This is a genomic window from Caldanaerovirga acetigignens (assembly GCF_900142995.1).
GTDB lineage: Bacteria > Bacillota > Thermosediminibacteria > Thermosediminibacterales > Thermosediminibacteraceae > Fervidicola > Fervidicola acetigignens.
On record NZ_FRCR01000002.1, the window covers coordinates 52,486 to 74,542 of the forward strand.

Genomic DNA, 22,057 nt, shown 5'->3' on the forward strand with positions numbered 1-22,057 from the left:
TTTATCCCCATTGGGGATAACTTATCCACAAAAACCACACGTACGAACTTCAGAAAATCTCTATAGTCTTCGCTTTTGAATCCCACATCACATTAAAACCCAGTTCCCTGAATAAATTTGCAGGGACCAGGAGTACTTTGCCTCTTAACAAGGGCTTTGCCCCCATATTGACCATCTCCCCATGGGACTTTACCGCATACGGGGAATTTAATCTTATCAATACCTTTTCTCTTTCCCGACTCAACACGAGGACATGTCTTTCAGAATCCCATTTTAACTCAAGCCCAAGCGCTTCCCCTGCTGTCCTTACCGGCACCAATGCCCTGCCATTTACCAGCATAGGAGGAGCAGTCAGGCTTGCAATCCTATCCTTCACCTGAGCAGTTTTTGAGCCAATCTTAAAAATTACTCCGGGCGAATTATACTCCCACGCGTTTAGAAGCTTTCTAAATTTTTCTACATCCGTCCCCGGCAATACCACGTTGCGGCACAGCCTATATCGGTGTGAATCCTTATTAATGATCCCTCTCTCAGTAGTAAACCCAAATTTATAAAATTCTTCTGCTACCTTCAAGACCTTTTCATTGTATTTGCCGTAAGGATAGGAAATTGCGCTTGGTTCCGTAAGACCTTTAGTTTCAAAAATTTCCTTCATCTTTTCAAAATCCTTTTTGAGTTCCTCCTCATGCATAACTGTAGCGATGGGCCTACCCTCCAAATAGTAATGGGCATTGAAGGTGTGGGAGCCGAACTCAATAAGGCCGCTTTCTGCCATTTCAGTTATTTGAATATCGGAAAGGTGCGGAATGCTCCCTGAGCTTTTCTCAAGCATGTCCCTGCCTATCAAAAAAATCACTGCCTTAAATCCGTATTTCTTTAGGACAGGAAAGGCAAGCGAATAATTGGACTCATAGCCGTCGTCAAAAGCTATCATCACCGCCTTGCGGGGAATGTTGCCGCTGCCAGACAAAAAATCTTCCAATTCTTTTAAAGACACGGTGTAATACCCGTTTTCATAAAGGAATTTCATCTGAGCCTCAAATTCGGAAAGCGAAATGACTGCCGGATTTTTGTGCGTAGGGATGCCGTCCGGCACTATGTGATGGTAAAGCAATGGGACAATGAATTGGGCTTTGTCGAGTTCTTCTGAATAGGCCTTAGATGAGGTGGCAAAATTAATTGTAATGAGCAATAATATGGCGACAGCAAGATATTTTCTACATTTCACCACTTTTGAAGTAACCTCCTCTATTTTTCTACATTTTTGCCTTTTACCAAGAAAAAACTTTTTTAAACTTTATCTGTTCCTTCTTATATACTTCTACCATATTTGCCTTTACTAAATATTTTCTCAGAAAATCCATTGTTTTTCAAATAAAAATCCCCAACCGAAATGTTGGGGAATAGAATCGTTATGTATTTTTATATTTCTTCGCCCGACTTTAACTAAAGAGCGTAGTTCCTGAGCCTGCCTATATTTTCAATTTCGACCTCTACGACATCCCCGGGTTTTAAAACTCCTTTGCCTGGCGGAGTGCCTGTGCTTATCACATCTCCAGGATTGAGCGTCATTATCTTAGAAATGTAGGAAATTAGCAGGGGCACATTGAATATCATGTCTGAAGTATTGCTGTCCTGCACTAGGTTTCCATTATGGTACATTCTTATGGCGAGATTTGCGCCATCAATTCCGGCAACTATGCAAGGCCCTAAAGGCATGAAGGTGTCAAAGCACTTGGCCTTGGTCCAGGGTTTCCCTTTTTCCATAAAGTCCTTAACCGTTATATCATTTCCGCAGGTATATCCAAGAATGTATTCTGTCGCCTCTTCGGGCGATATGTCTTTAGCCTTCTTTTTTATCACCACGGCCAGCTCTGCCTCAAAGTTCACCTCATTAACCCCTTTTGGTATTATGATTTCCTGCTCGGGCCCTATGACCGAAGTAGACGGTTTTAAAAATATGACCGGTTCCTGTGGCAACAATTCTCCTTTTTTGGCGACAACCTCCTTATAGTTAGTGCCAACACCCACCACTTTTGTGGGCTCACAAGGGGCAAGAAGTCTAACATCCTTTAGCGCGTACTCTTTTTCCCCTTTTTCCCAGTTTTCGAATAAATTCCCTTTGACCTCGACAATCCTGTCATCCTCCATTATTCCATAAGCCGCACCAGCTCCAGCGTCAAAACGAACGAATTTAATCATTTCCACCCTCCTCGTAATGCTTAATTAAAAAAACTGCCTGCAAAAGCAGGCAATATAAGTCAAAAATATCACCTTTGCACCCTGCCGGAGGCATCCCCTTTCATGAGATTAATTACCTCGCTCAAAGTTACGTGGTTAAAGTCTCCCACAATGCTATGTTTCAGGCACGAAGCGGCTGCTGCAAATTCAACGGCTTCTTTTGATGAATATCCGTTCAACAGCGCGTAAATGAGACCGCCTGCGAACGAATCTCCGCCGCCTACGCGATCTACAATATGGACTTCATACCTTCTGGAGCGATAGATTTCGTTGCCATCGTAGTATAGACCGGACCAACCGTTGTCAGAAGCCGAAAAGCTCTCTCTTAAGGTTATGGCAACACCTTTGAGCGAAAAAGTGTCGTACAGTTTCTTTGCAACCTCCTTATATCCTTCTTCGCTGAGGACACCTTTTGTTATATCAGTAGATTCTGCCTTTATCCCGAATACCTTTTCAGCGTCTTCCTCGTTTCCTATTGCAATATCCACGTATTCCATGAGCTTTGTCATCACTTCCCTTGCTTTTTCAATGGTCCAAAGTTTCTTCCTGTAGTTCAGGTCGCAGCTCACGGTTACTCCCAATCTCTTTGCAGTCTTCACAGCATCAAGGCAGGCTTGGGCTAAATTGTCTCCAAGAGCAGGCGTTATCCCCGTAAAATGGAACCACTTCGCGCCGTCTAGGATCTTCTCCCAGTCGAATTCTTCTGGCTTTGCCTGGGAGATTGACGAATAGCTCCTGTCATAGACTACTAATGAGGCACGCTGGGAAGCACCTATTTCGTTGAAGTATATGCCTAATCTCTCCCCACCTTTAAGGACATAATCCGTCCTTACTCCATAGCGCCTGAGGTGATTTATCGCCGCCTGTCCTACCGGGTTGTCGGGGACTTTTGTTACAAAATAGGCTTCTTCGCCGTAATTCGCGAGAGAAACCGCCACATTTGCCTCACCGCCGCCGTAAGTGACGTCAAAGGATTCTGCCTGTACTATCCTAAGATAATTGGGCGGCGTAAGTCTCATCATAATCTCTCCAAAAGTAACAACTTTATTCGGCATAAATATTCCCCCTCTGTTTTATTTATAGATAAACTTAACGAAATTTACTTCTACCACCATATCAACCGCAAAATTTCTTATCATTCTTTATTTCTCGCCCGTTTCACCGTTTCAACAAACTTCCTTGCAGTTTCTTCTACCAAGGCGTAGTCGCCTGTCTTTGCCCCTTTTGTGAGCTCTCCTCCAACGCCTACCGCAGGACAACCCGCCTTTATCCATTCGGCTGCGTTGTCAAGGCTTACTCCTCCTGTAGGCACCAGCATTGCCTGTGGAAGCGGTGCTTTTACCGCCTTGACTAAAGACGGGCCGAAGGAACTTCCCGGGAACAATTTTACAAAATCCGCGCCGGATTCCATAACTTTTATTATCTCCGTCACGGACATAGCTCCGGGCATGGTCACTTTGCGGTATCTGTTGCAAAGCCTTACCATATCTGGGTCAAAGCCCGGGCTCACGAAAAACTCCGCCCCCGCTAGCATGGCTGCTCTCGCCGTTTCAGCGTCGAGTACCGTGCCTGCCCCGATTACTATCTCCCCTCCCGGGTAAGCTTTTGAAAGTTCTTTTATCACGTCTATTGCCCCCGGAACGGTCATTGTTATCTCGATGGCGTCGATTCCTCCTGCTTTTACGGCCTCGGCAATTTTCATAGCCTGCTCGGGGGTTTCGGCCCTGACCACCGCCACCACACCGCAGTTTATTATCCGCTGCACTATTTCGAACCTATCCACAATACACCCTCCTTGTTTCATAATATAAAACTATGTTTCATAATGTTGCATAAAAAAATATTCTACATTTAGTCGGAAAATCCTTCTTTAATTCAAAATTTTTATTACCCTGCCTTCCATCCCATTTTTTCCGATATCCGACGGGCACTTTCCATGACCTTTTCTGAAAGCTCGGCTATCTTCTCTTTCGTTACTGTAACGATGGGTCCCGAGATGCTTATGGCTGCTATTACCATTCCCGTGTGGTCAAATACGGGCGCCCCTACACAGCGGATTCCAACCTCGTTTTCTTCGTCGTCCACCGCATATCCTTTCTGCCTTATCATCTCCAGGTGCTTTTTTAGCTTTTCGGGGTCGGTTATTGTATTTTTTGTGTATTTTTCAAGACCTTTTGAGATTATCCTCTCTACTTCTTCTTGCGGGAGAAAAGCCAAAATCGCCTTTCCCACAGCCGATGCATGGTAAGGCGCTCTTCTACCTATCTGAGAATACATCCTTATGGTCCTCTTGCTGTCTATTTTGTCAACATATATAGCCCTGTCGCCTTCAGGCACGACAAGATGCACCGTTTCGTTTACCTCTTCAGCAAGGGCATTCAATGCGTCGTGGGCCTCGCGCCTTATGTCCATCCTGTCAAGGATCGCCCCGCCCAGGTAAAGGAGCTTCATCCCGAGGCGATATCTTTCCGTATTGGGATTTTGCTCGACGTAACCGTACTGCAATAGAGTATTGAGGATGCGGTGCACGGTGCTCTTGTGAAGTTGAACTCTGTGCGAAAGTTCCGTAACTCCCATGCCCTCTTTTTCTGTTGCCAGCTCTTCCATTATTCTTATGGCTCTCTCTATAGACTGGACCGTGTTTTCCACAGGCAAGATTTCCCCCTCATTTCGTTGTCCCGTAGTTGTCATTAAAACGGGCAATTTATTCTTATCATTTCATAATTTTCAAGTCAATACTTTGATTGCTCTTTTAGATATCACAAAGTCACGCCGTTTTTAAATATGGCAATTTCCCTGAAACCCAGGGTTTCTGCTTTCGTAGGCATCCCCGATGCCACTTTTATTACGTAATCCATGAGCTCGTCAGCCAATTCTTCAATTGCCTTCCCTTCCAGCAGCTTCCCCGCGTTAAAGTCCATCCAGTGCTGTTTCTTTTTGTATATCTCGCTGTTCGTAGAAATCTTTATAGTTGGAACGGCCGTCCCCAAAGGAGTTCCCCTTCCTGTGGTGAAAAGTATTATCTGACATCCCGCAGCAGCAAGTGCTGTAGATGCAACCATGTCATTTCCAGGACTGCAAAGCAGGTTCAATCCTTTTTCCTTAACCACTCCTGCGTATTCCAACACGTCAACTACCTGACTCCTCCCACCCTTTTGAACGCAGCCCAGGGACTTTTCCTCAAGGGTGGTTATTCCACCTTCTTTATTTCCAGGAGAAGGATTTTCGTACACAGGCTGGTTATAGCTCATAAAGTATTCTTTAAAGTCGTTGATGAGCCTTACTATTTTCTCAAAAACTTCCCTGCCTTTAGCTCTGTCCATCAGTATGGTCTCAGCCCCAAACATCTCAGGTACTTCGGTCAGCACAGTGCTCCCGCCGCTGGAGATTAATTTGTCCGAAAATACCCCCACAAGTGGATTTGCTGTAATTCCAGAAAACCCATCGGACCCTCCGCATTTTAAACCCACTACCAGCTCGGAAACTGGACATTCTTCCCTTTTGAAACAAGACGCATATTCTATAAGTTCTCCGATTAGATTTATCCCTTCTTCTATTTCATCTTCCACTTCCTGGGCTACCAAAAATTTTACTCTTTCAGGGTCGTATTCACCTAGGACCTTTTTAAATTCTTCCACATTGTTGTTCTCGCATCCCAGTCCAAGTACCAGCACCCCTCCCGCATTCGGGTGGTTTACTAAATCGGCAAGAATCCTTTGGGTGTTCTTGTGGTCGTTCCCAAGCTGAGAACACCCGTAGGGGTGCTTAAATTCAAAAATCCCATCTATCCCGTAGACATTCCCGTACCTTTCCTTCGCCTTTACTGCTATCAGTTCCGCATTTTTGTTTACGCAGCTCACCGTCGGTATTATCCAAATCTCGTTTCTCACTCCCACTCTGCCACTTTTCCTGCGATAGCCCATGAAAGTCCTATTGCACCTTTCGTACTGGATTTCTATATTATTTGGGCGGTATTCGTATTCTAGAATTTCCCCCAAGTTGGTCTCGAGGTTGTGGGTATGGATCCATTCTCCCGCCTTTATGTCCTTTGTGGCATGTCCTATGGGAAACCCGTACTTTATCACGTTTTCCCCTTTCTTTATATCTTTTATCGCTATTTTGTGGCCTTGCTTTATGTCCTCCAATGCAATAACAGAGGAAGCCCCTATTTTAAGGGCCTCCTCCTTGTTTATTCGTTCAAGTGCTACTGCCACACTATCAGACTTATTTATAACTAAGGCTTTCATCTACTGACCCCTCCCTTTACCAGCCGGTCTACAGTATCTTTTATTCCTAGGACAGTTATATCGTAGAGGTATTCCCCTACCTTTTCAGCGAAGCCAGGAATCTCATTTAAATCTTCGTCCCACATCATCTTATTTCCTAGAACTGCTTTTGCCACCTCGATTGCAGATTCCCGGCTGCCGTCAAAATTTTTCCATGTCTTTTCAAAAAATTCTAGCACAGGGAGGTCGTCCTTCATTATGAATTCCCCTTTTTCTCTACGCGCTTTCATTGCACTTCCTTCTAGTTTGCCATCTTTATATACAGTTATCAGCGCGGCCATGGAAAATGTTAATTTTTCCGGAAGTTTACCGTATTTTCTATGATACTCTATAATCGAAGGAAGTACCCTCGCTTTATACTTGGAGGCGGAGTTCAAAAGTATGCTTATCAGGTAGTGTTTAATAAATGGATTTTTGAACCTTTCTATGACGGAATCGGCGAATCCTACTAGCATATCCTTATCCAGGTCTATCGACGGTATTATTTCGTCAAATATGATGCTCCTCACGTATTCTCCCATTACTTCGTGTTCCATCATCTCGCCTACGGTATCAAGGCCATACAAAAACGCTGCAGGTACCGATGAGGTATGAGCCCCGTTTAATATCCTAACCTTCCTCGTCCTGTATGGAGTCATGTCATCAGTCCATATTACATTTAATCCCACTTCAGTAAAAGGAAGTTTCTCAGAAAGCTCCCTGGGACCTTCAATTACCCAAAGGTGGAACAGCTCTCCTGTGTCTAAAAGCTGGTCTTCGTATCCCAATTTCTCCCTCATCTGTTCTATTTCATCTTTTGGATATCCCGTTACTACTCGGTCCACCAATGTATTAAGAAAGATATTGTGCTCTTTCACCCACACTTTAAATCCTTCCGGCAATCCCCAATCCTCGGCAAGCTGCAACACTATCTTCTTCAGGTTATCCCCGTTCCTGTCGATTAGTTCGCAGGGAATTACCACCATGCCCTTTTCGGGATCGCCGTTAAAGTGTTTAAACCTGTGGTAAAGGTATGACGTAAGTTTGCCGGGGAATGACCGGGGCGGCTTCATTTCGATTCTGTCTTCTTTGTCATAAGATATTCCCGCTTCCGTGGTGTTGGATATTACAAATTCTATTTGCGGGTTTTCCGCACATCTTAGGAATTCGTCCCAATCCCGGTATGGATTTATGCCGCGGCTTATGGAGCTTATTATTTCCTTTATCTCTGTAGGCTTTCCATCTTTCAACCCCCTCAATATGAGGGTATAGAGCCCGTCCTGCTCGTTTATTTTGTCCACCAATCCTTCGGCAATTGGCTGCACCACCACTACTCGCCCGTTAAAAAGGCCTTTTTTGTTCATCTGGTGAATCATCCAATCGACAAAGGCCCGTAGGAAATTCCCTTCTCCAAACTGGATTACCTTTTCTGGCAAGTCCCACATAGGCGCGGGCACTTCGAGGTCTTTGGGGAAATTAAAGCCGCTTTCGAAAAGTTTTCTGTCGAGCTTTTCCATGAGGCATTCCTCCTTAAAATTTGCCAGCTTCTCTCATTGCACTAACTAATTTTTCGTCATCTCTAGGTGTAAGTTTTCTTCCGTAAGGTCCTGCCATGACCCACAGGTAATAGACATTAAAGCCTGGTGCAGCAGCTACCGGATGGTACCCTTCCTTTATTATCACTGTATCTCCATTTTTTATCATATAAGCCTCTCTCACCGAAAGGTCGTCGTTATATATTACCTGCACGCCGAAACCTTCTTTTGGAAATACTTTAAAAAAGTATATTTCCTCCATTTCCGTCTCTACTGGCGGTTCAAATTTGTCGTGCTTATGCGAAGGGTAGCTGGACCACTGTCCAGGAAAGGAATAGGTCTCTCCAACCACTATGCGGTCTACTTTTCCTTTTGTATTTTCAACTATAATGTCGTGAACTTCCCTCTGATAGCCGGGAAGCCCGCGCCGGTTTACAATTACATCATCAGGCATGACGACAAAAGGTTCATACCTATTTTCCGCCATCGCATAAACTATAGCTATTTCAAGCTTACCACCGGCGGTTTCCTGGATTTCGTATTCGCACTCTACCGGCAAGTACACTGCCGTCGCCTTGCCCGAAAAAACACTTTCCCTATTTCCTAAGTTTTCATAAAGAAGGTCTCCTATTTTTACCCTGCACTTTCCTGTTAATATTACAATTACTGCCTCTTTATTCCCCGTTTGCCCTCTAAAAACTCCTTCACTCTCTAAAGTGAGAAGTCCGAGGCCCGTATAGCGTGTATCTACTCCCGCCTTAACTATTTCTCTGTAGCCGTTTTTTTCGATATAAGGTATAAAATTATTCAATTTAACTCCCTCCTATAGCGCTTAATTTTTTATCACCTGACCAATATGTCCGGTCTTTTTATGCTAATTCCATCTAGTTCAACTTCTTTCGTTGGGAAATTATCGGAAACAGTCAATATTTCGGACAACCCATCTTTTACCAGAATCGTATCTTCCGACTTTACCCCTGCAATCGTCGGGTTCCACGCATAAACCTGACCCTTTTTTACAATTTCTTCACAATCAGAGTTCGCTTTAAACTCTCTAGAGTTATATCCTGCAAGACCACCCTGATGGTGATTTTCCCATTCATCTTTATACCCTGCATCCTCATAAGCCTTTTTGCCCCTTTCAAAAATATCCCCAACTTTAACTCCAGGCAGGGTCAACGCTATAAATGCGGCATCCACCCTGAGAACAGCTTCGTGTCTTTTTTTCAACTCATCCGGCACCTTGCCGAAATGTACCAACCTTGTGGCAGAGGCAAAAAGGCCGTATTTTTCTCCGGATATTGCCATTAGAACATATTTTTCTATCTTCTTTTTTGTGGGAAGGGGGTGGCGGTACATAAAAGCCCTTTCATCCGATGCTACCAGATTTACCCATGGATTTACTTCATAATCCGACGCTATTTTCTTTACCATTCTTGCCAAATCTTCCTCGGTTTCCCCTGGGACAATTTTGTACGCCGCCTCTTCCAAAATATTAGCAACGCACCTTGATACTTCGCGGAATCTATCTATCTCCTCGGGCAACAGTTCCCATCTGAGCCTTGAAAATTTATCGCCCAATTCTACATCTGTCATTATTTTCTTTCCTTTCGCAATTTCGAGCAACAATTTGCCGTATTCAGAAGGCTTCCACCAAGGATATTCGACTTTCTCTACTGGAAGCGCTCCAAATTCCTCTCTTATCAACCTTTCGGCTTCTATATTATTGGATATTAAATATATACCTTCTATGGTAATCAAAATGTCGGCACAAGCTCGCTCAGAACCTTCATTTACATAAGGCCGTCCTCCTGTAAGCCACCGGAAATTTGTTTTTGTCGTTATTAAAACCCCTCCAATGCATTCCTCGGCCATAAGGCTTTTTATTCTTCCGACCTTAATTTCGAATTCTTGCTTTGACCAAGCCAAAAAACCACCTTCTTTTTTCTATTTTCCCATCAGGAGATTGGGCATGAACATTACAATTCCCGGAACATAAGTAATTAACAATAAAACAGCTATCATCGTAAGATAAAAAGGAATCATCGTCCTAGACAATTTTTCTATGCTAATGTTGCCGATGGCACAACCCACAAACAAAGTACTTCCTACTGGAGGTGTAAGGAGACCTATAGCAAGGTTTAGCATCATAATTATGCCGAAGTGCACCGGGTCAACCCCAATCTGCACCGCCACCGGAAGTAAGATTGGGGTTGTAATAAGTATCAATGGTGCCATATCCATGATACACCCTAGCAGCAAAAGCAATACGTTTATCACGAACAATACGACATACCTGTTGCCGGAAATTGAAAGCAGAGCTTTTGTCGCAAGGGCAGGCACTTTGAGATACGCTAGCATCCAGCCGAAAGCATTGGATGTAGCAATCAAAGCCATAACTATAGCAAGAGTCTTCAGGCTCTTCAGCAGGATATGGGGAAATTTAGATAGAGGAATATCCCTATAAATAAAGAATGTTACTAAAAAAGCATAAAACGCCGCTACCGCCGCAGCTTCAGTCGCAGTATAAAATCCCGTAATAACGCCGCCGACTACTATCAAAGCCGTTAAAAGACCAAGGGCAGCATCCTTTGTGGCAACAAGTGCTTCTTTAAGCGACACAGGATCTCCCGCTGGATAATTTCTCCTGACGGCTATCACATAAGAAAGGATCATTAAGGCAAGTCCCAAAACGATGCCGGGTATCATTCCCGCTAAAAAAAGTCTTCCCACCGAAACACCGCCTGCCACCAGCGAGTATATTATCATGTTGTGGCTAGGTGGTATAAGTATACCCTGGCTTGAACTAGTAACAGTTACTGCTACTGAATAGTCAGTATCATAGCCCTTTTTCTTCATCATCGGTATCAATATTGAGCCTATGGACGAAGTGTCTGCAACCGATGACCCCGATATCCCACCGAAAAACATACTTGCAAGAATATTTACGAGCGCAAGCCCACCTTTTATTCTTCCTACTATTACGTTCGAGAAGTTTATAAGCCTTTGAGAAATGCCTCCTTCCCCCATTATTTCGCCGGCTAATATAAAAAACGGTATGGCAAGAAGGGAAAAAGAATTTATACCGCGAACCATCGCCTGTGCCAACATAGCAAGCGGAATACCCAGGTAAGCTGCGGTAATTACGGCGGAAATCCCAAGGGAAAACGCAATGGGAACTCTAAACAGGATTAGAAGAATAAACCCTCCAAGAAGCAGCGCAATTGCTACCGCGTTCATCAAACAACCCCCTTTCTTTTTAGTTCCGCAATTGCCTCAGTTAGAACGTAATATATCATAGCGATGCCTGAGATAGGAATAACCGCATAAAGGAAGGCCGAGTTCAGTTTTAGGCCCGGCATGTAATTCCCGGTAGCTACTTGACTCATTTTGATGCCTTCTTTTATCATGAATATAGAGAAGCCAAAAATCATTACCCTCTTTATCCAGTCTAAAATCTTCAACACTCCTGCGGACAAAAACTGATCCAGTATGGTTATGCTCAGGTGCAGGTTATCCCTTACACCAATTGCCATACTGAGGAAGCCAAACCATACCATGCAAAGAAGCGAAGCCTCTTCTCCCCAGGCAGGAGTCTTGTGGAGGAAATATCTAGAGAAAACAACCCAAGAGACTATCAATGTCATCAGAACCAATAAGGACATGCTTATTGTCTCTACAATTGAATTTAAAATTCTGTCGAACTTGTTGTTCACCCGTTCCACTCCTTTTTACTTCAAATAGGGAGGGATTTATCCCCTCCCTTCCCGTTGAAGTTCTATTTTACAGCTTTTATCCTTTCAATCAGGTCTTTGTATTCTGCTCCAAACCTTTCGTACAAAGGCTGTACCGCATCCTGCCACGGCTTTAAATCCGTTATTTCGGTAATGACATTTCCTTTTGCTTTTACGGCTTCGATTGCCTTTTGTTCATATTCCTTCCAAGCCCTTTTCTGTACTGCTTCAGAAGCTCTCGCTGCCTCTTTTATTATTTTTTTATCTTCTTCACTCAATTTGTCCCATAGCGCTTTAGATGCTATAAGTACCTCCGGTGTCCTCGTATGGTTATCTAGAGTGTAGTACTTTGCCACTTCGTAGTGCGATGTAGAATAGTAGCTCGGCCAGTTGTTTTCTGCCCCATCGATTACACCAGTCTGAAGGGCGCTATAAACTTCGCCGTACGGCATAGGCGTCGCCGAAGCTCCTAGAGCCTCCACCAGTGCGACCATTAGTTCTGATTGCTGAACTCTTATCTTCAATCCCTTTAGGTCTGCAGGAGTCTTTACTTCGCGCTTGCTGTTATAAAACGACCTCGCACCGGAATCATAATAAGCAAGTCCTATCATATTCGATTCCTTCAGCGTATCGAGGAGCTCCTCACCTATAGGACCATCCAAGACTTTCCAGAGATGTTCTTCATTGTCAAAAAGGTAAGGTAGGGAAAGCACCCGAAGGGGCTTTGCAAAGTCCGAAAGGGGCTGGGCGTTTACTCTTGCAAAATCTATCCCGCCCAGTTGGATGGCTTCAATAACGCTTTTCTCGTCACCAAGCTGTCCACCGGCATAAACTTCGATTTTTATCCTTCCGTTTGTCTTTTCTTCAACCAACCTCGCAAATTCTTTGTCCCCGATTGTAGTAGGATAATCTTCGGGCTGATTTTCTGCCAGTTTCAATACCAGTTGAGGTTCGCTTTTCCCTGCACCTTGCTGGCTTCCGGAGTTATTCGCTTTTTGCCCGCACCCCGTAAAAGTAAAGGCTAGCAAAATAAGGCACAATAAAATCGCTATTTTTTTCACAAAATAACTCGGCACAAGCAACCCTCCTATTTTTTTTGATTTGCTGTTTGTTGTTATAGATTTAAAATCAGCTTCATTCCCCACCCCCTTTTTTCAGTCATAATCTAAACTAAAAGATTTTGGCTTAAACTAATCTGATCAAGCAAATCGGAAGACCCGAAAAGCTCCCTTAACGCCAGAGCACATGCCCCGATTACCGCAGAATTTTTCCCAAATGAGGAAATATTTATGGTCGTGGTCCTCGCAATTTCAGGGAATGAATGGGAATGTACCGTTTCTCTTATCTCACTAAGGAATAATTCCATCCCCTTTGACATCTTGCCACCTATAAAAACCATTTGCGGATTGAGTAAATTAACTATTATGGCAACTGCGTGACCTATGCTTTTAGCCATCTGCTTTAAAATCTCAAAAGCATAAGAGCCCTCATTGCAACCACAATTCAACAGGTCTTTATAACTCACTTTTCCTTTTTCCTTCCATATCTTTTTTATGGGGTCATCGTCCCCTATAAGAGCTATCTCCTGATTCACCCTTCTCAAGAGGGCCGGTATCCCATATAAACTTTCAAGACACCCTCTGTTTCCGCAATTGCAGAGCGGGCCTCCCTCTACCATTACGATATGTCCTATCTCTCCCGCATGTCCCTGAAATCCCTGCAGGATTTCGTCATTTAAAATTACACCAGCGCTGATTCCTTCTCCCAAGTTTATATATACGAGGTCCTTGCAGTTGGTACCCCCTCCAAAGCACCTTTCGGCGAGCGCTGAGGCATTGGAGTTATTTTCTACGAAAACCGGGAGTTGCAGCTCTTTTTCTAGGACATCCTTTATAGGATAACCGTTCCAGTTGGGACCCAAATTCACAGAACGCTCGACTATCCCCTTTTTCACATTCAGCAGGCCCGGAAAAGCCACCCCTACTCCTATAAAATTCTTCTTTTGTTGGCGTCCCTTTGTTAAAATATTTTTTATATGCTCTATCAATAAAGGAACCCCTTCTTCTGGACTTTGCAAATCCATTTCGACCGACTCAATATCTTCAGGCAAATTTTTTAAATCGGAAACCCCTATGGTTGTCTCAAACCTGGTCACTTCTATTCCCAATACATGACCCGCACCGGAATTAAACTTTAACTTAACAGCACGCCTTCCTCCTCTCGAACTTGCGAGGCCAACTTCTTTTACCAGATTCATGTCCAGGAGTTCCCTTATAATTCCCGTTATTGCAGGAGGTGTGAGACCTGTAATCTCAGCAAGCTCCTGCCGGGATATGACTTCCTTTTTTCTAATTAAATTCAAAACTGTCATTCTATTAACTTTTTTAACGTATTTACTATTACCTGGCTCTTTTCGCATATTTATCACCTTTGTCCGCGTATTTAACAGCAATTTTTTTCTATATTAAAATTACTTTTTTAAGTTAATTAACTTTTCAATAGAATACATTCGACAGCAATTTTAAAATTCCTACCGTACAAAAAAAATTTTTTCGGTTTAATAAAAAAAATCTCCGGTAATACCGGAGATTTTTCAAAGCGGCCATAAACCTTTAATTCAAGCAAACAATATCCAAAAAATACTTATGAAAACTAGGGTCGCCCGTCACCTCAGGATGAAATGCAGTAGCCAAAAGGTTTCCCTGCCTTGCTGCGACTATCTTCCCGTCAAGTTCAAGTAATACTTCCACATTAGGACCCGCTTTTTCGGCATAAGGCGCCCTTATAAATATCAATTCCAGCGGTTTTTCTGAGACAGCCGGAACTACTTTTCTCACAATGAAGCTGTCAAGCTGGCTCCCATAGGCATTGCGCCTTACCCATATATCCATCAAACCGAGATGAACGTAGTCCTCGTTTACTATCTTTTTTGCTAAGAGGATCATACCTGCACAAGTTCCCCAAATCGGCATGCCGTTTTTGGCTTTCTCTACAATGATTTTCCCGAGACCTGTCTCCCTCAAGAATTTACCTATTACGGTACTTTCTCCGCCAGGCAAGATTAAAGCATCCACATCATTGAGCTCTTCTTCTTTTTTTACAGGAATCGGATATGCGCCTGCCATTTTAAGCATGTTAATGTGTTCCCGCACCGCGCCCTGGAAGGCCAACACTCCGACTTTCATATTACCACCCGCGCTCGGCGTAACGGTTCTCCAGGCGCTCCAGTTCCAAACCGGTCATGGGCTCGCCCAAGTCCTCAGATACTTCCGCCAGTACCTCCGGATCGTCATAATGGGCAACGGCCTTCACTATAGCCCTGGCCCTCTTTTCGGGGTTTTCAGACTTAAATATACCCGAACCCACAAACACTCCGTCACAACCGAGCTGCATAAGTAAAGCAGCATCGGCGGGTGTCGCCACGCCTCCAGCCGCAAAGTTTACTACCGGCAGTCGGCCGTGCTCTGCCACGTAAAGCACGAGCTCGTAAGGAGCTCCCATCTCCTTAGCTGCTGTGATAAGTTCCTCCCTCGGCATATTCTGCAGCTTTCGAATCTGGGCGTTAATCGTCCTGATATGTCTTACCGCCTCCACTACGTTTCCAGTACCTGCTTCACCTTTTGTCCTTATCATGGCCGCTCCTTCGGCAATCCTTCGCAGGGCCTCGCCCAGGTCCCGGGCACCGCAAACGAAGGGCACTTTAAATTTCTTCTTGTCTATGTGGCAAAACTCATCGGCAGGCGTTAAAACCTCGCTTTCGTCGATGAAGTCCACCCCTATCGCTTCAAGGATTTGCGCCTCCGCGAAGTGGCCTATCCTGCATTTTGCCATTACCGGTATGCTTACCGCCTGCTTTATGGCTTTTATTATTTTCGGGTCCGACATGCGCGCAACGCCGCCCTGCTTTCTGATGTCAGCGGGCACCCTCTCCAAGGCCATGACCGCTACTGCACCGGCTTCTTCCGCGATTCTGGCCTGTTCCGGAGTGGTCACGTCCATTATCACTCCGCCCTTCAACATCTCGGCCAGGTTTTTGTTCAGGCTGTAGCGGTCGGGATGTGCATTTGTGTTCATTGTGTTTTTTTCTTGCATCCTTTCTATTCCTCCCCATTATAATAAAAATTATTTTAAAAAATAATGTTTTGGAAAAAAGTTTTTTTGGTATAATATTGTATCGTAACATTGTTTTTGATAGAGGGAAATTGTACGTTTATATTATCCCACTATTCCCGATTGTTTGTCAATACATTTTCTTGTTATGGCAGTGGAGGTGCGATAATGGATAAATTTGTATCGATACATTTAGAACGAAACTCGGACAAACCCCTATATCTTCAGTTGTATGAAAGCATTGTAAAAATGATAGAAGAGAAAAAGCTATCTCCCGGCGAAAAACTCCCTACTATCAGGAAGCTCTCGTCTATACTCAATGTGAATCCAGTAACAGTAGTAAATGCCTATCGCCTGCTCGAACGCGACGGGTACGTTACGTCCCGCGTAGGAAGCGGTACTTACGTAAGGCTGGCGGTGAACCTAGTTACCGAAGGCAACATTAGTGAAGATATCGAAGAAGAAAGGTCTTTTGCGCATCAATTCCCTTACGATTTCGGCGGTGCTTTCATTTCGCCTGAATATTTCCCGGTGGAAGATTTTAAAAGAGCTATAAACAAGGTGCTTGATCGTGACGGCGGCTATGCCTTTTCCTACAGTGAAAGCCAAGGATATCTACCTTTTAGGCATTCCTTGGGAAAATATCTTGCCAAGGAGTATGCCATAGATGTGCCAGTGCACTTAATTCACGTCGTTTCAGGCGCCCAACAGGGGATCGATATTATTTCAAAAGCTCTCCTGGATTTCGGCGACATTGTGTTTGTCGAATCTCCCACTTACCCTGGCGCCATAGATGCTTTTAAATCCAGGGGAGCAAGGATTGTGGAAATCCCACTAACCCAGGACGGCCCGAACATGGATGAGCTGGCGGCAAAGCTCCGCCTGAAACCTCCAAAACTTTTCTACACTATGCCCAATTTTCAAAACCCAACGGGGTATTCTTATTCGGAACAAAAAAAGAAAGAGCTTTTTGCCCTTTCTCGAAAGTACGACTTTTTAATTATAGAAGACGACCATACAAGTGAACTCTATTACGAGGAAAAGCCTTTACCTCTAAAGAGTATGGACACCGAGGGTCGAGTCTTTTATATAAAGAGCTTTTCAAAGCTTTTCATGCCCGGATTGAGGCTGGGCTTCATAGTCGCGCCGGAACCTTTTTTAAAAAAACTGGCCGAAGTAAAGTACTTTTCCGATATTACATCATCAGAACTTGCCCAGAGAGCCCTTGATGTTATGCTGAAGGACGGCTCTTTTTGCGACCACGCCGATAAAATGCGGGAAATTTTCCGCGAAAGGCGGAATATTACATTAAAGGTCATGAAAAAATACTTTCCTGACAGTGTCTCCTGGTCAAAGCCAGCAGGGGGGCTTTACTTTTGGATAACACTCCCCGACGGATGCTATTCCATGAACCTTTACGGCAAGGCCATAAAAAACGGGATTCTGATTACACCCGGAGACTTTTTTTACCCCGATCGCAGCCCCTCTACGAGCTTCAGGCTCAGCATAGCCCAAATTCCTTCAGAAAAACTCGAAGATGGGATAAAACTGCTTGCCGGATGCATTGCAGAACTCCTGGAGGAGTATCGCATAGACCCCCTGAAAGGCGATATGTATAAGCCTTTATTGTAATCGTTTTCACCTACTAGATTGTGAACAAACTGATATTTTTTCGCCTGCCTCTCTTGGAAGAATTTGATGGCTATCTGCGGGAATAATGCGTAGGTGAGCACATCTTCTTCTTTTTCTATATAATACCTTGCTTCTTTATTCTTTTATATCGATAATTTTTTAACAAAAAAGAAGAGCCCTTTTTTAAGGGCTCAATTCAAGCTAAAATATTCCAAGATATTGGTCAAGTTCCCATTGATGGACCTGAATCCTGTAAGTTTCCCATTCGATAAGTTTGGCTTTCACGAAATGCTCGTAGACGTGAGGGCCGAGCGTCTGTTTTATGACCTCATCTTTGGAAAGGTACTCCAATGCCTCTTTCAGGCTACCCGGCAGACTTTCAATACCGGCTGCCAGCCTCTCTGTCGGAGTCATCTCGTAAATGTTGTCGAAGGTCTGGGGGCCCGGGTCTATTTTGTTTTCTATGCCGTCAAGCCCCGCAGCGAGAATTACGGCCAATGCAAGGTATGGATTTGCCGATGGGTCAGGACTTCTCAATTCTATCCTGCTGCCGTTTCCGCGGGAAGAGGGAACTCTTATTAGAGCGCTCCTATTTTTCGTGGACCACGAAATATATACGGGCGCCTCATATCCCGGGACAAGCCTCTTGTACGAATTCACCGTGGGGTTTGTAATAGCGGTGAAGCCTTTTACATGGTGCAATATTCCGCCGATGAAATATTTAGCTACCTGAGAAAGCCCCGTTTCTTCGTCGTTTTCATCGTAAAACGCATTAACTCCGTCTTTGAAGAGGGACATGTGAAGGTGCATTCCGGAGCCGTTTTCGCCGAAGATTGGCTTGGGCATGAAAGTGGCGTAAAGTCCGTGCTCCATGGCTATGGCTTTTGTTACAAATTTAAATGTCACTATATTGTCGGCGGCTCTGAGGGCGGGAGCGTACTTAAAGTCGATCTCGTGCTGTCCCGGCGCCACTTCGTGGTGAGAAGTTTCCACTTCAAAACCCATTTCCTCCAGGGCCAGTACTATATCGCGCCGGGCGTTTTCCCCCAGGTCTACCGGCGAAAGGTCAAAATAGCTACCCTTATCGTTTGTAATAGTTGTCGGGCGTCCGTTTTCATCCAGTTGGAACAGGAAAAACTCCGGTTCAGGGCCCACGTAAAACTCGTAACCCATATTCCTGGCTTTTTCGCAAACTTTCTTCAATATTGTCCTGGGACAACCAATAAAAGGTTGGCCGTCGGGCAAGTAAACGTCGCACATGAGCCTTGCCTCGGCGCCTTTTCTCGGCCTCCACGGCAAGATTGTAAAGGTGTCGTAATCGGGCTTTAAGTACATATCTGACTCCTGGATCCTTGTAAATCCTTCAATGGAAGAGCCGTCAAACATGACTTTTCCATCTAAAGCTTCTTCCAACTGGTCCACCGTTATGGTGACATTTTTAATTATCCCAAGGATATCGGTAAATTGAAGGCGTATAAATTTGACATCAAGTTCTTCTGCCCTTTTAATTATATCTTCCTTAGTTAATTTTTCCATAAGTTCCTCCTCCGTTTTTACTTCTATCGGGATGATACCATAAATGTAAGATTGCGTCAAATCAATGTAAGGTTTTATTGACTAAATTATTGTTTTTTGTTAGAATAGTATTAACATGTTGGGGGGTGGGATAATGACTCCTGAAGGCAGGAACCTCTATTCCATAGGCGACGTGGAAAAAAAAACGGGCTTATCGGCCAGACAAATTAGATATTACGAAAGCCTGGGACTTATAAGCCCTGTTCGCACAAGCGGTGGTCAGAGGCGTTATGCGGAAAGCGACGTGCTAAGACTTATGAGGATAAAGCAGATGAAAGAAAGCGGTTTTGACCTAAAATCCATAAAAGAAAAAATTCAGGTATTCGAACAAAGTCTGCAAGAGTTGACTGTCGACAGTATCACATCTGAACGCGCCGTACTTTCCTCCTTGTTTCCTGTGTCAAATAGAGCTGTGCTTATGAAGCTGCTTGAAAAAAAATAAGATCCTTGCTGTCCTAGCAAGGATTTTCCAGGTTAGGTTGGTATAATTTATGCCCTTCTAGATAAGGATGGAGGTTTCTCCTCGCCTTTTCTACATGCTTTATCATTGCCTTTTCTGCTGCCTCGGGATCTCTAGCCTCCAAGGCAGTGTATATTTCTTTGTGCTCTTCCAATGAGACAGGAGCCCTCCCCCCGCTTTTTATTGAAACCAACCGGGCCCTCTGAATGAAATGGTGGAAATTAGTTAGTACCGACTCCAATGGCCTGCTCTTGCACGCCTTAAATATGATATCATGAAACCTCGTGTCTAGTTCTGATACTTTGTCTATTTCTCCTCTTTTTGTGTAAAATTCCATAAGGTCTACCACATCTTTAAGTTCTTTGAGCTGCTCAGGAGTTATTTTTTCTGCAGCCCACCTGGCAGCTAGGCCTTCTATCATTTTTCTGATGGTATAAATATCTTCCACATCTTGTTCCGTGACACCCTCCACTATTACTCCCTTATTGGGGATACTAGAAACCAATCCTTCTAACTCCAACTGCCTTATGGCTTCCCTCACCGGAGTGCGGCTTACGCCCAGTTCCTTCGCTATTTTCATCTCTATGAGGCTTTCCCCCGGCTTGTATACACCATTCAGTATAGCGTTCTTCAGATATTGGTATATCTTATTTCTAAGGGAAGCCCCAGACTCTAGGGTCGGGGTCAGCATAATAACCCTCCTTAATTCACAGCTTTCACTTATTATTTTACCACAATATTTTATGATTTTGAAATCGGGATTTTCACTGGTATAATTATTTTTAAGCAAAATCCCTACAAAGGAGGAGATTGGTATGAAATCCTTTATATTTGCCTTTCTTACAGCTTTGTGCTGGGGAGCGGCACCCATACTCGGCAAGATGGGTCTTGCAAAGCTGCCGCCATTTCTTGCATTGTCGCTCCGTTCTTTCACAATAAGTATCATATTACTCGCCGCAGGCCTTATTTCGGGCAGTTTTAAAAACCTCCAAGTGGATGCAAGGTCTTTTATATTTATTGCAGCAGAAGGCATTATGGCATCACTTTTGGGGCAGCTTGCCTATTATTACGCCCTAAAGAACAGCGAAGCTTCGAAGGTAGTTCCAGTAAGTTCTTCTTTCCCTCTGATCACGCTCGCCCTGGCCTTTCTTTTCCTGAACGAGAGCATAACGTTAAAGAAAATTTTAGGTACCATGCTCGTCATACTGGGAATTATCCTTATCAGATACTAATATCATTCCTTCATCCTTGCTGTTACTATCTCCCCAAAATAAAGGACGTGATAGTCATCGTTGCTGTAAAATGACTTTTTGAGCTGTTCAGGCAATAGCTCTGGCTGCATCGGCAACTTATAGATGGTCTGGCATTCCAGATAAAGGTCGCATCCATCTATAACTGGTGTGTCTACCTTTTCAGCAGGCAAAAGTGAAAGGCCGCATTTATCGAATTTGTCCACTTCCCTCCCCGACCTGGTTCCGCAAAAGCTCAATGCTTCCTTTAGTTGCCCATTTAAAGGAAGGCTGATGGTAAAACTTGTGGCTCTTTCTATTAGCTCAAAGGTGTACCTGGATTGTCTAACTAGAGTAATGAATATATACTTTTGCCATATATAGCCTACAGTTCCCCAGGCAATCGTCATGACATTCACTTTGTCTTGGCTTTTAACCGTCAAAAAAGCGCCCTTTTTAAGCTGTTCCACCAACTTGCCAGCCACATCTTCGATACTTACGTTTTTGTACATTGGCGAGCCCCCTTTTTTTATCTTGTTTTTTGTATCCACTTCTAATCAAATTTTTTTAAGAAATCTTTAAATGTTTTTTTTGCTAATTATGTTTCAGATATCTTATTATCTCTCTCATAAAGGCCGGCAAATCTTGAGGCCGTCTTGAAGTTATTATATTCCTGTCTACTACCACTTCTCGGTCCACATATACGGCCCCTGCGTTAACTACATCATCGATTATAGCCTCAACACACGTCATAGTATAGCCTTTTACAACACCGGCCGAAATCAGAACCCACGGGCCGTGGCAAATAGTAGCCAGAAGCTTTTTTTGCTCGGCGAACTGTCTGACCAGCTTTTTTACCGCTTCATACCTCCGTAATTTATCAGGCGCCCAACCTCCGGGAACGACAACACCGTCGTAATCATCTGCCGAAACTTCTCCGACGTTTTTATCAACCTTAACTGGTACTCCGTGTTTGCCCTTATACATGTCACTGGTTCCTGTACCAACTATAGTTACCTCGCAACCTTCCTCCCTCAACCGCAGGACCGGATACCAAAGTTCCAGGTCTTCGAAGGCTTCTTCCGCAAGGACCATTATTTTTTTACCTTTTAAATCCATATTGGCTCACTCCTTTTAGTCTTTTTTCCTTACTAAAAACTCGGGCCGCCGAAGGGGGATGAATTTGCTTTTATCTGCCGACAAAATAAAAGCACCTCCGGCTGGCCCAATTCCCATAGCTTTCTCGTTTTTATTATTGTGAAAAAATTATAACATA

General features: G+C 44.0%; 22 protein-coding genes. 3 read left to right on the forward strand and 19 right to left on the reverse strand.

Annotation, left to right across the window (positions count from 1 at the left end; translation table 11 throughout):
• Window positions 1–49: 49 nt before the first annotated feature.
• The 15 genes from BUB66_RS01785 to pdxS all read right to left on the reverse strand — a co-directional run bounded on the left by BUB66_RS01785 (window position 50) and on the right by pdxS (window position 15,849).
• Window positions 50–1,231: a polysaccharide deacetylase family protein gene (locus BUB66_RS01785; RefSeq protein WP_073253765.1), complete on the reverse strand. Its 1,182-nt coding sequence runs from the start codon at window positions 1,229–1,231 to the stop codon at window positions 50–52.
• Window positions 1,232–1,446: 215 nt separating this feature from the next.
• The gene (locus BUB66_RS01790) at window positions 1,447–2,202 is read right to left on the reverse strand and encodes a fumarylacetoacetate hydrolase family protein (RefSeq protein WP_073253767.1); all 756 of its coding nucleotides are present in this window, start codon (window positions 2,200–2,202) and stop codon (window positions 1,447–1,449) included.
• A gap of 68 nt (window positions 2,203–2,270) precedes the next feature.
• Window positions 2,271–3,296 (reverse strand): sugar kinase, encoded by a 1,026-nt coding sequence (locus tag BUB66_RS01795; protein ID WP_073253770.1) that lies wholly within the window; start codon window positions 3,294–3,296, stop codon window positions 2,271–2,273.
• A gap of 80 nt (window positions 3,297–3,376) precedes the next feature.
• Window positions 3,377–4,027, reverse strand: coding sequence for a bifunctional 2-keto-4-hydroxyglutarate aldolase/2-keto-3-deoxy-6-phosphogluconate aldolase (locus BUB66_RS01800; protein ID WP_425291864.1), 651 nt, complete (start codon window positions 4,025–4,027; stop codon window positions 3,377–3,379).
• A 101-nt stretch (window positions 4,028–4,128) separates the two neighbouring features.
• Window positions 4,129–4,890: an IclR family transcriptional regulator gene (locus BUB66_RS01805; RefSeq protein WP_244269709.1), complete on the reverse strand. Its 762-nt coding sequence runs from the start codon at window positions 4,888–4,890 to the stop codon at window positions 4,129–4,131.
• A 110-nt stretch (window positions 4,891–5,000) separates the two neighbouring features.
• The gene (locus BUB66_RS01810) at window positions 5,001–6,488 is read right to left on the reverse strand and encodes a UxaA family hydrolase (RefSeq protein WP_073253776.1); all 1,488 of its coding nucleotides are present in this window, start codon (window positions 6,486–6,488) and stop codon (window positions 5,001–5,003) included.
• A complete protein-coding gene (locus tag BUB66_RS01815) occupies window positions 6,485–8,023 on the reverse strand; it encodes a tagaturonate reductase (RefSeq protein ID WP_073253779.1) in 1,539 nt (512 codons plus the stop codon). Before BUB66_RS01815 ends, BUB66_RS01810 begins: the two co-directional genes overlap by 4 nt.
• 13 nt (window positions 8,024–8,036) lie before the next feature.
• Window positions 8,037–8,852, reverse strand: a complete 816-nt coding sequence (iolB, locus tag BUB66_RS01820) for a 5-deoxy-glucuronate isomerase (RefSeq protein WP_084098565.1) — start codon at window positions 8,850–8,852, stop codon at window positions 8,037–8,039.
• A 32-nt stretch (window positions 8,853–8,884) separates the two neighbouring features.
• Window positions 8,885–9,970: a M24 family metallopeptidase gene (locus BUB66_RS01825; RefSeq protein WP_073253782.1), complete on the reverse strand. Its 1,086-nt coding sequence runs from the start codon at window positions 9,968–9,970 to the stop codon at window positions 8,885–8,887.
• Window positions 9,971–9,988: 18 nt separating this feature from the next.
• Window positions 9,989–11,281, reverse strand: a complete 1,293-nt coding sequence (locus BUB66_RS01830) for a TRAP transporter large permease (protein ID WP_073253785.1) — start codon at window positions 11,279–11,281, stop codon at window positions 9,989–9,991.
• Window positions 11,281–11,757 carry a TRAP transporter small permease gene (locus BUB66_RS01835; protein ID WP_198409329.1) on the reverse strand — a complete coding sequence of 159 codons (477 nt, stop codon included), beginning with the start codon at window positions 11,755–11,757 and terminating at the stop codon, window positions 11,281–11,283. Before BUB66_RS01835 ends, BUB66_RS01830 begins: the two co-directional genes overlap by 1 nt.
• Window positions 11,758–11,819: 62 nt before the next feature.
• Window positions 11,820–12,851, reverse strand: coding sequence for a TRAP transporter substrate-binding protein (locus BUB66_RS01840; protein ID WP_073254214.1), 1,032 nt, complete (start codon window positions 12,849–12,851; stop codon window positions 11,820–11,822).
• 89 nt (window positions 12,852–12,940) lie between these two features.
• Window positions 12,941–14,146, reverse strand: a complete 1,206-nt coding sequence (locus tag BUB66_RS01845) for an ROK family transcriptional regulator (protein WP_244269710.1) — start codon at window positions 14,144–14,146, stop codon at window positions 12,941–12,943.
• A gap of 241 nt (window positions 14,147–14,387) precedes the next feature.
• A complete protein-coding gene (gene pdxT, locus BUB66_RS01850) occupies window positions 14,388–14,960 on the reverse strand; it encodes a pyridoxal 5'-phosphate synthase glutaminase subunit PdxT (protein ID WP_073253794.1) in 573 nt (190 codons plus the stop codon).
• A 1-nt stretch (window position 14,961) separates the two neighbouring features.
• Window positions 14,962–15,849 (reverse strand): pyridoxal 5'-phosphate synthase lyase subunit PdxS, encoded by an 888-nt coding sequence (pdxS, locus tag BUB66_RS01855; protein WP_073254216.1) that lies wholly within the window; start codon window positions 15,847–15,849, stop codon window positions 14,962–14,964.
• 204 nt (window positions 15,850–16,053) lie between these two features.
• On the opposite strand from pdxS, the gene pdxR reads away from it, so the two are divergent.
• Window positions 16,054–17,517 (forward strand): MocR-like pyridoxine biosynthesis transcription factor PdxR, encoded by a 1,464-nt coding sequence (pdxR, locus tag BUB66_RS01860; protein ID WP_073253797.1) that lies wholly within the window; start codon window positions 16,054–16,056, stop codon window positions 17,515–17,517.
• 201 nt (window positions 17,518–17,718) lie between these two features.
• Here the strand turns inward: pdxR and glnA are convergent, their stop codons facing one another.
• The gene (glnA, locus tag BUB66_RS01865; RefSeq protein WP_073253799.1) at window positions 17,719–19,053 is read right to left on the reverse strand and encodes a type I glutamate--ammonia ligase; all 1,335 of its coding nucleotides are present in this window, start codon (window positions 19,051–19,053) and stop codon (window positions 17,719–17,721) included.
• 133 nt (window positions 19,054–19,186) lie between these two features.
• On the opposite strand from glnA, the gene BUB66_RS01870 reads away from it, so the two are divergent.
• Window positions 19,187–19,534 carry a MerR family transcriptional regulator gene (locus tag BUB66_RS01870; protein WP_073253801.1) on the forward strand — a complete coding sequence of 116 codons (348 nt, stop codon included), beginning with the start codon at window positions 19,187–19,189 and terminating at the stop codon, window positions 19,532–19,534.
• A gap of 13 nt (window positions 19,535–19,547) precedes the next feature.
• Here the strand turns inward: BUB66_RS01870 and BUB66_RS01875 are convergent, their stop codons facing one another.
• On the reverse strand, window positions 19,548–20,243 hold the full coding sequence (locus tag BUB66_RS01875) for a GntR family transcriptional regulator (protein ID WP_073253804.1): 696 nt from the start codon (window positions 20,241–20,243) through the stop codon (window positions 19,548–19,550).
• Between the two features lie 124 nt (window positions 20,244–20,367).
• Here BUB66_RS01875 and BUB66_RS01880 point away from each other — a divergent pair, with 124 nt between their 5' ends.
• Window positions 20,368–20,784, forward strand: a complete 417-nt coding sequence (locus BUB66_RS01880; protein WP_073253806.1) for an EamA family transporter — start codon at window positions 20,368–20,370, stop codon at window positions 20,782–20,784.
• A gap of 2 nt (window positions 20,785–20,786) precedes the next feature.
• Here the strand turns inward: BUB66_RS01880 and BUB66_RS01885 are convergent, their stop codons facing one another.
• Window positions 20,787–21,293: a flavin reductase family protein gene (locus BUB66_RS01885; RefSeq protein ID WP_073253809.1), complete on the reverse strand. Its 507-nt coding sequence runs from the start codon at window positions 21,291–21,293 to the stop codon at window positions 20,787–20,789.
• 82 nt (window positions 21,294–21,375) lie between these two features.
• Complete coding sequence (locus BUB66_RS01890; protein WP_073253812.1) at window positions 21,376–21,900, reverse strand: type 1 glutamine amidotransferase domain-containing protein; 525 nt, start codon at window positions 21,898–21,900, stop codon at window positions 21,376–21,378.
• Window positions 21,901–22,057 lie beyond the last annotated feature (157 nt).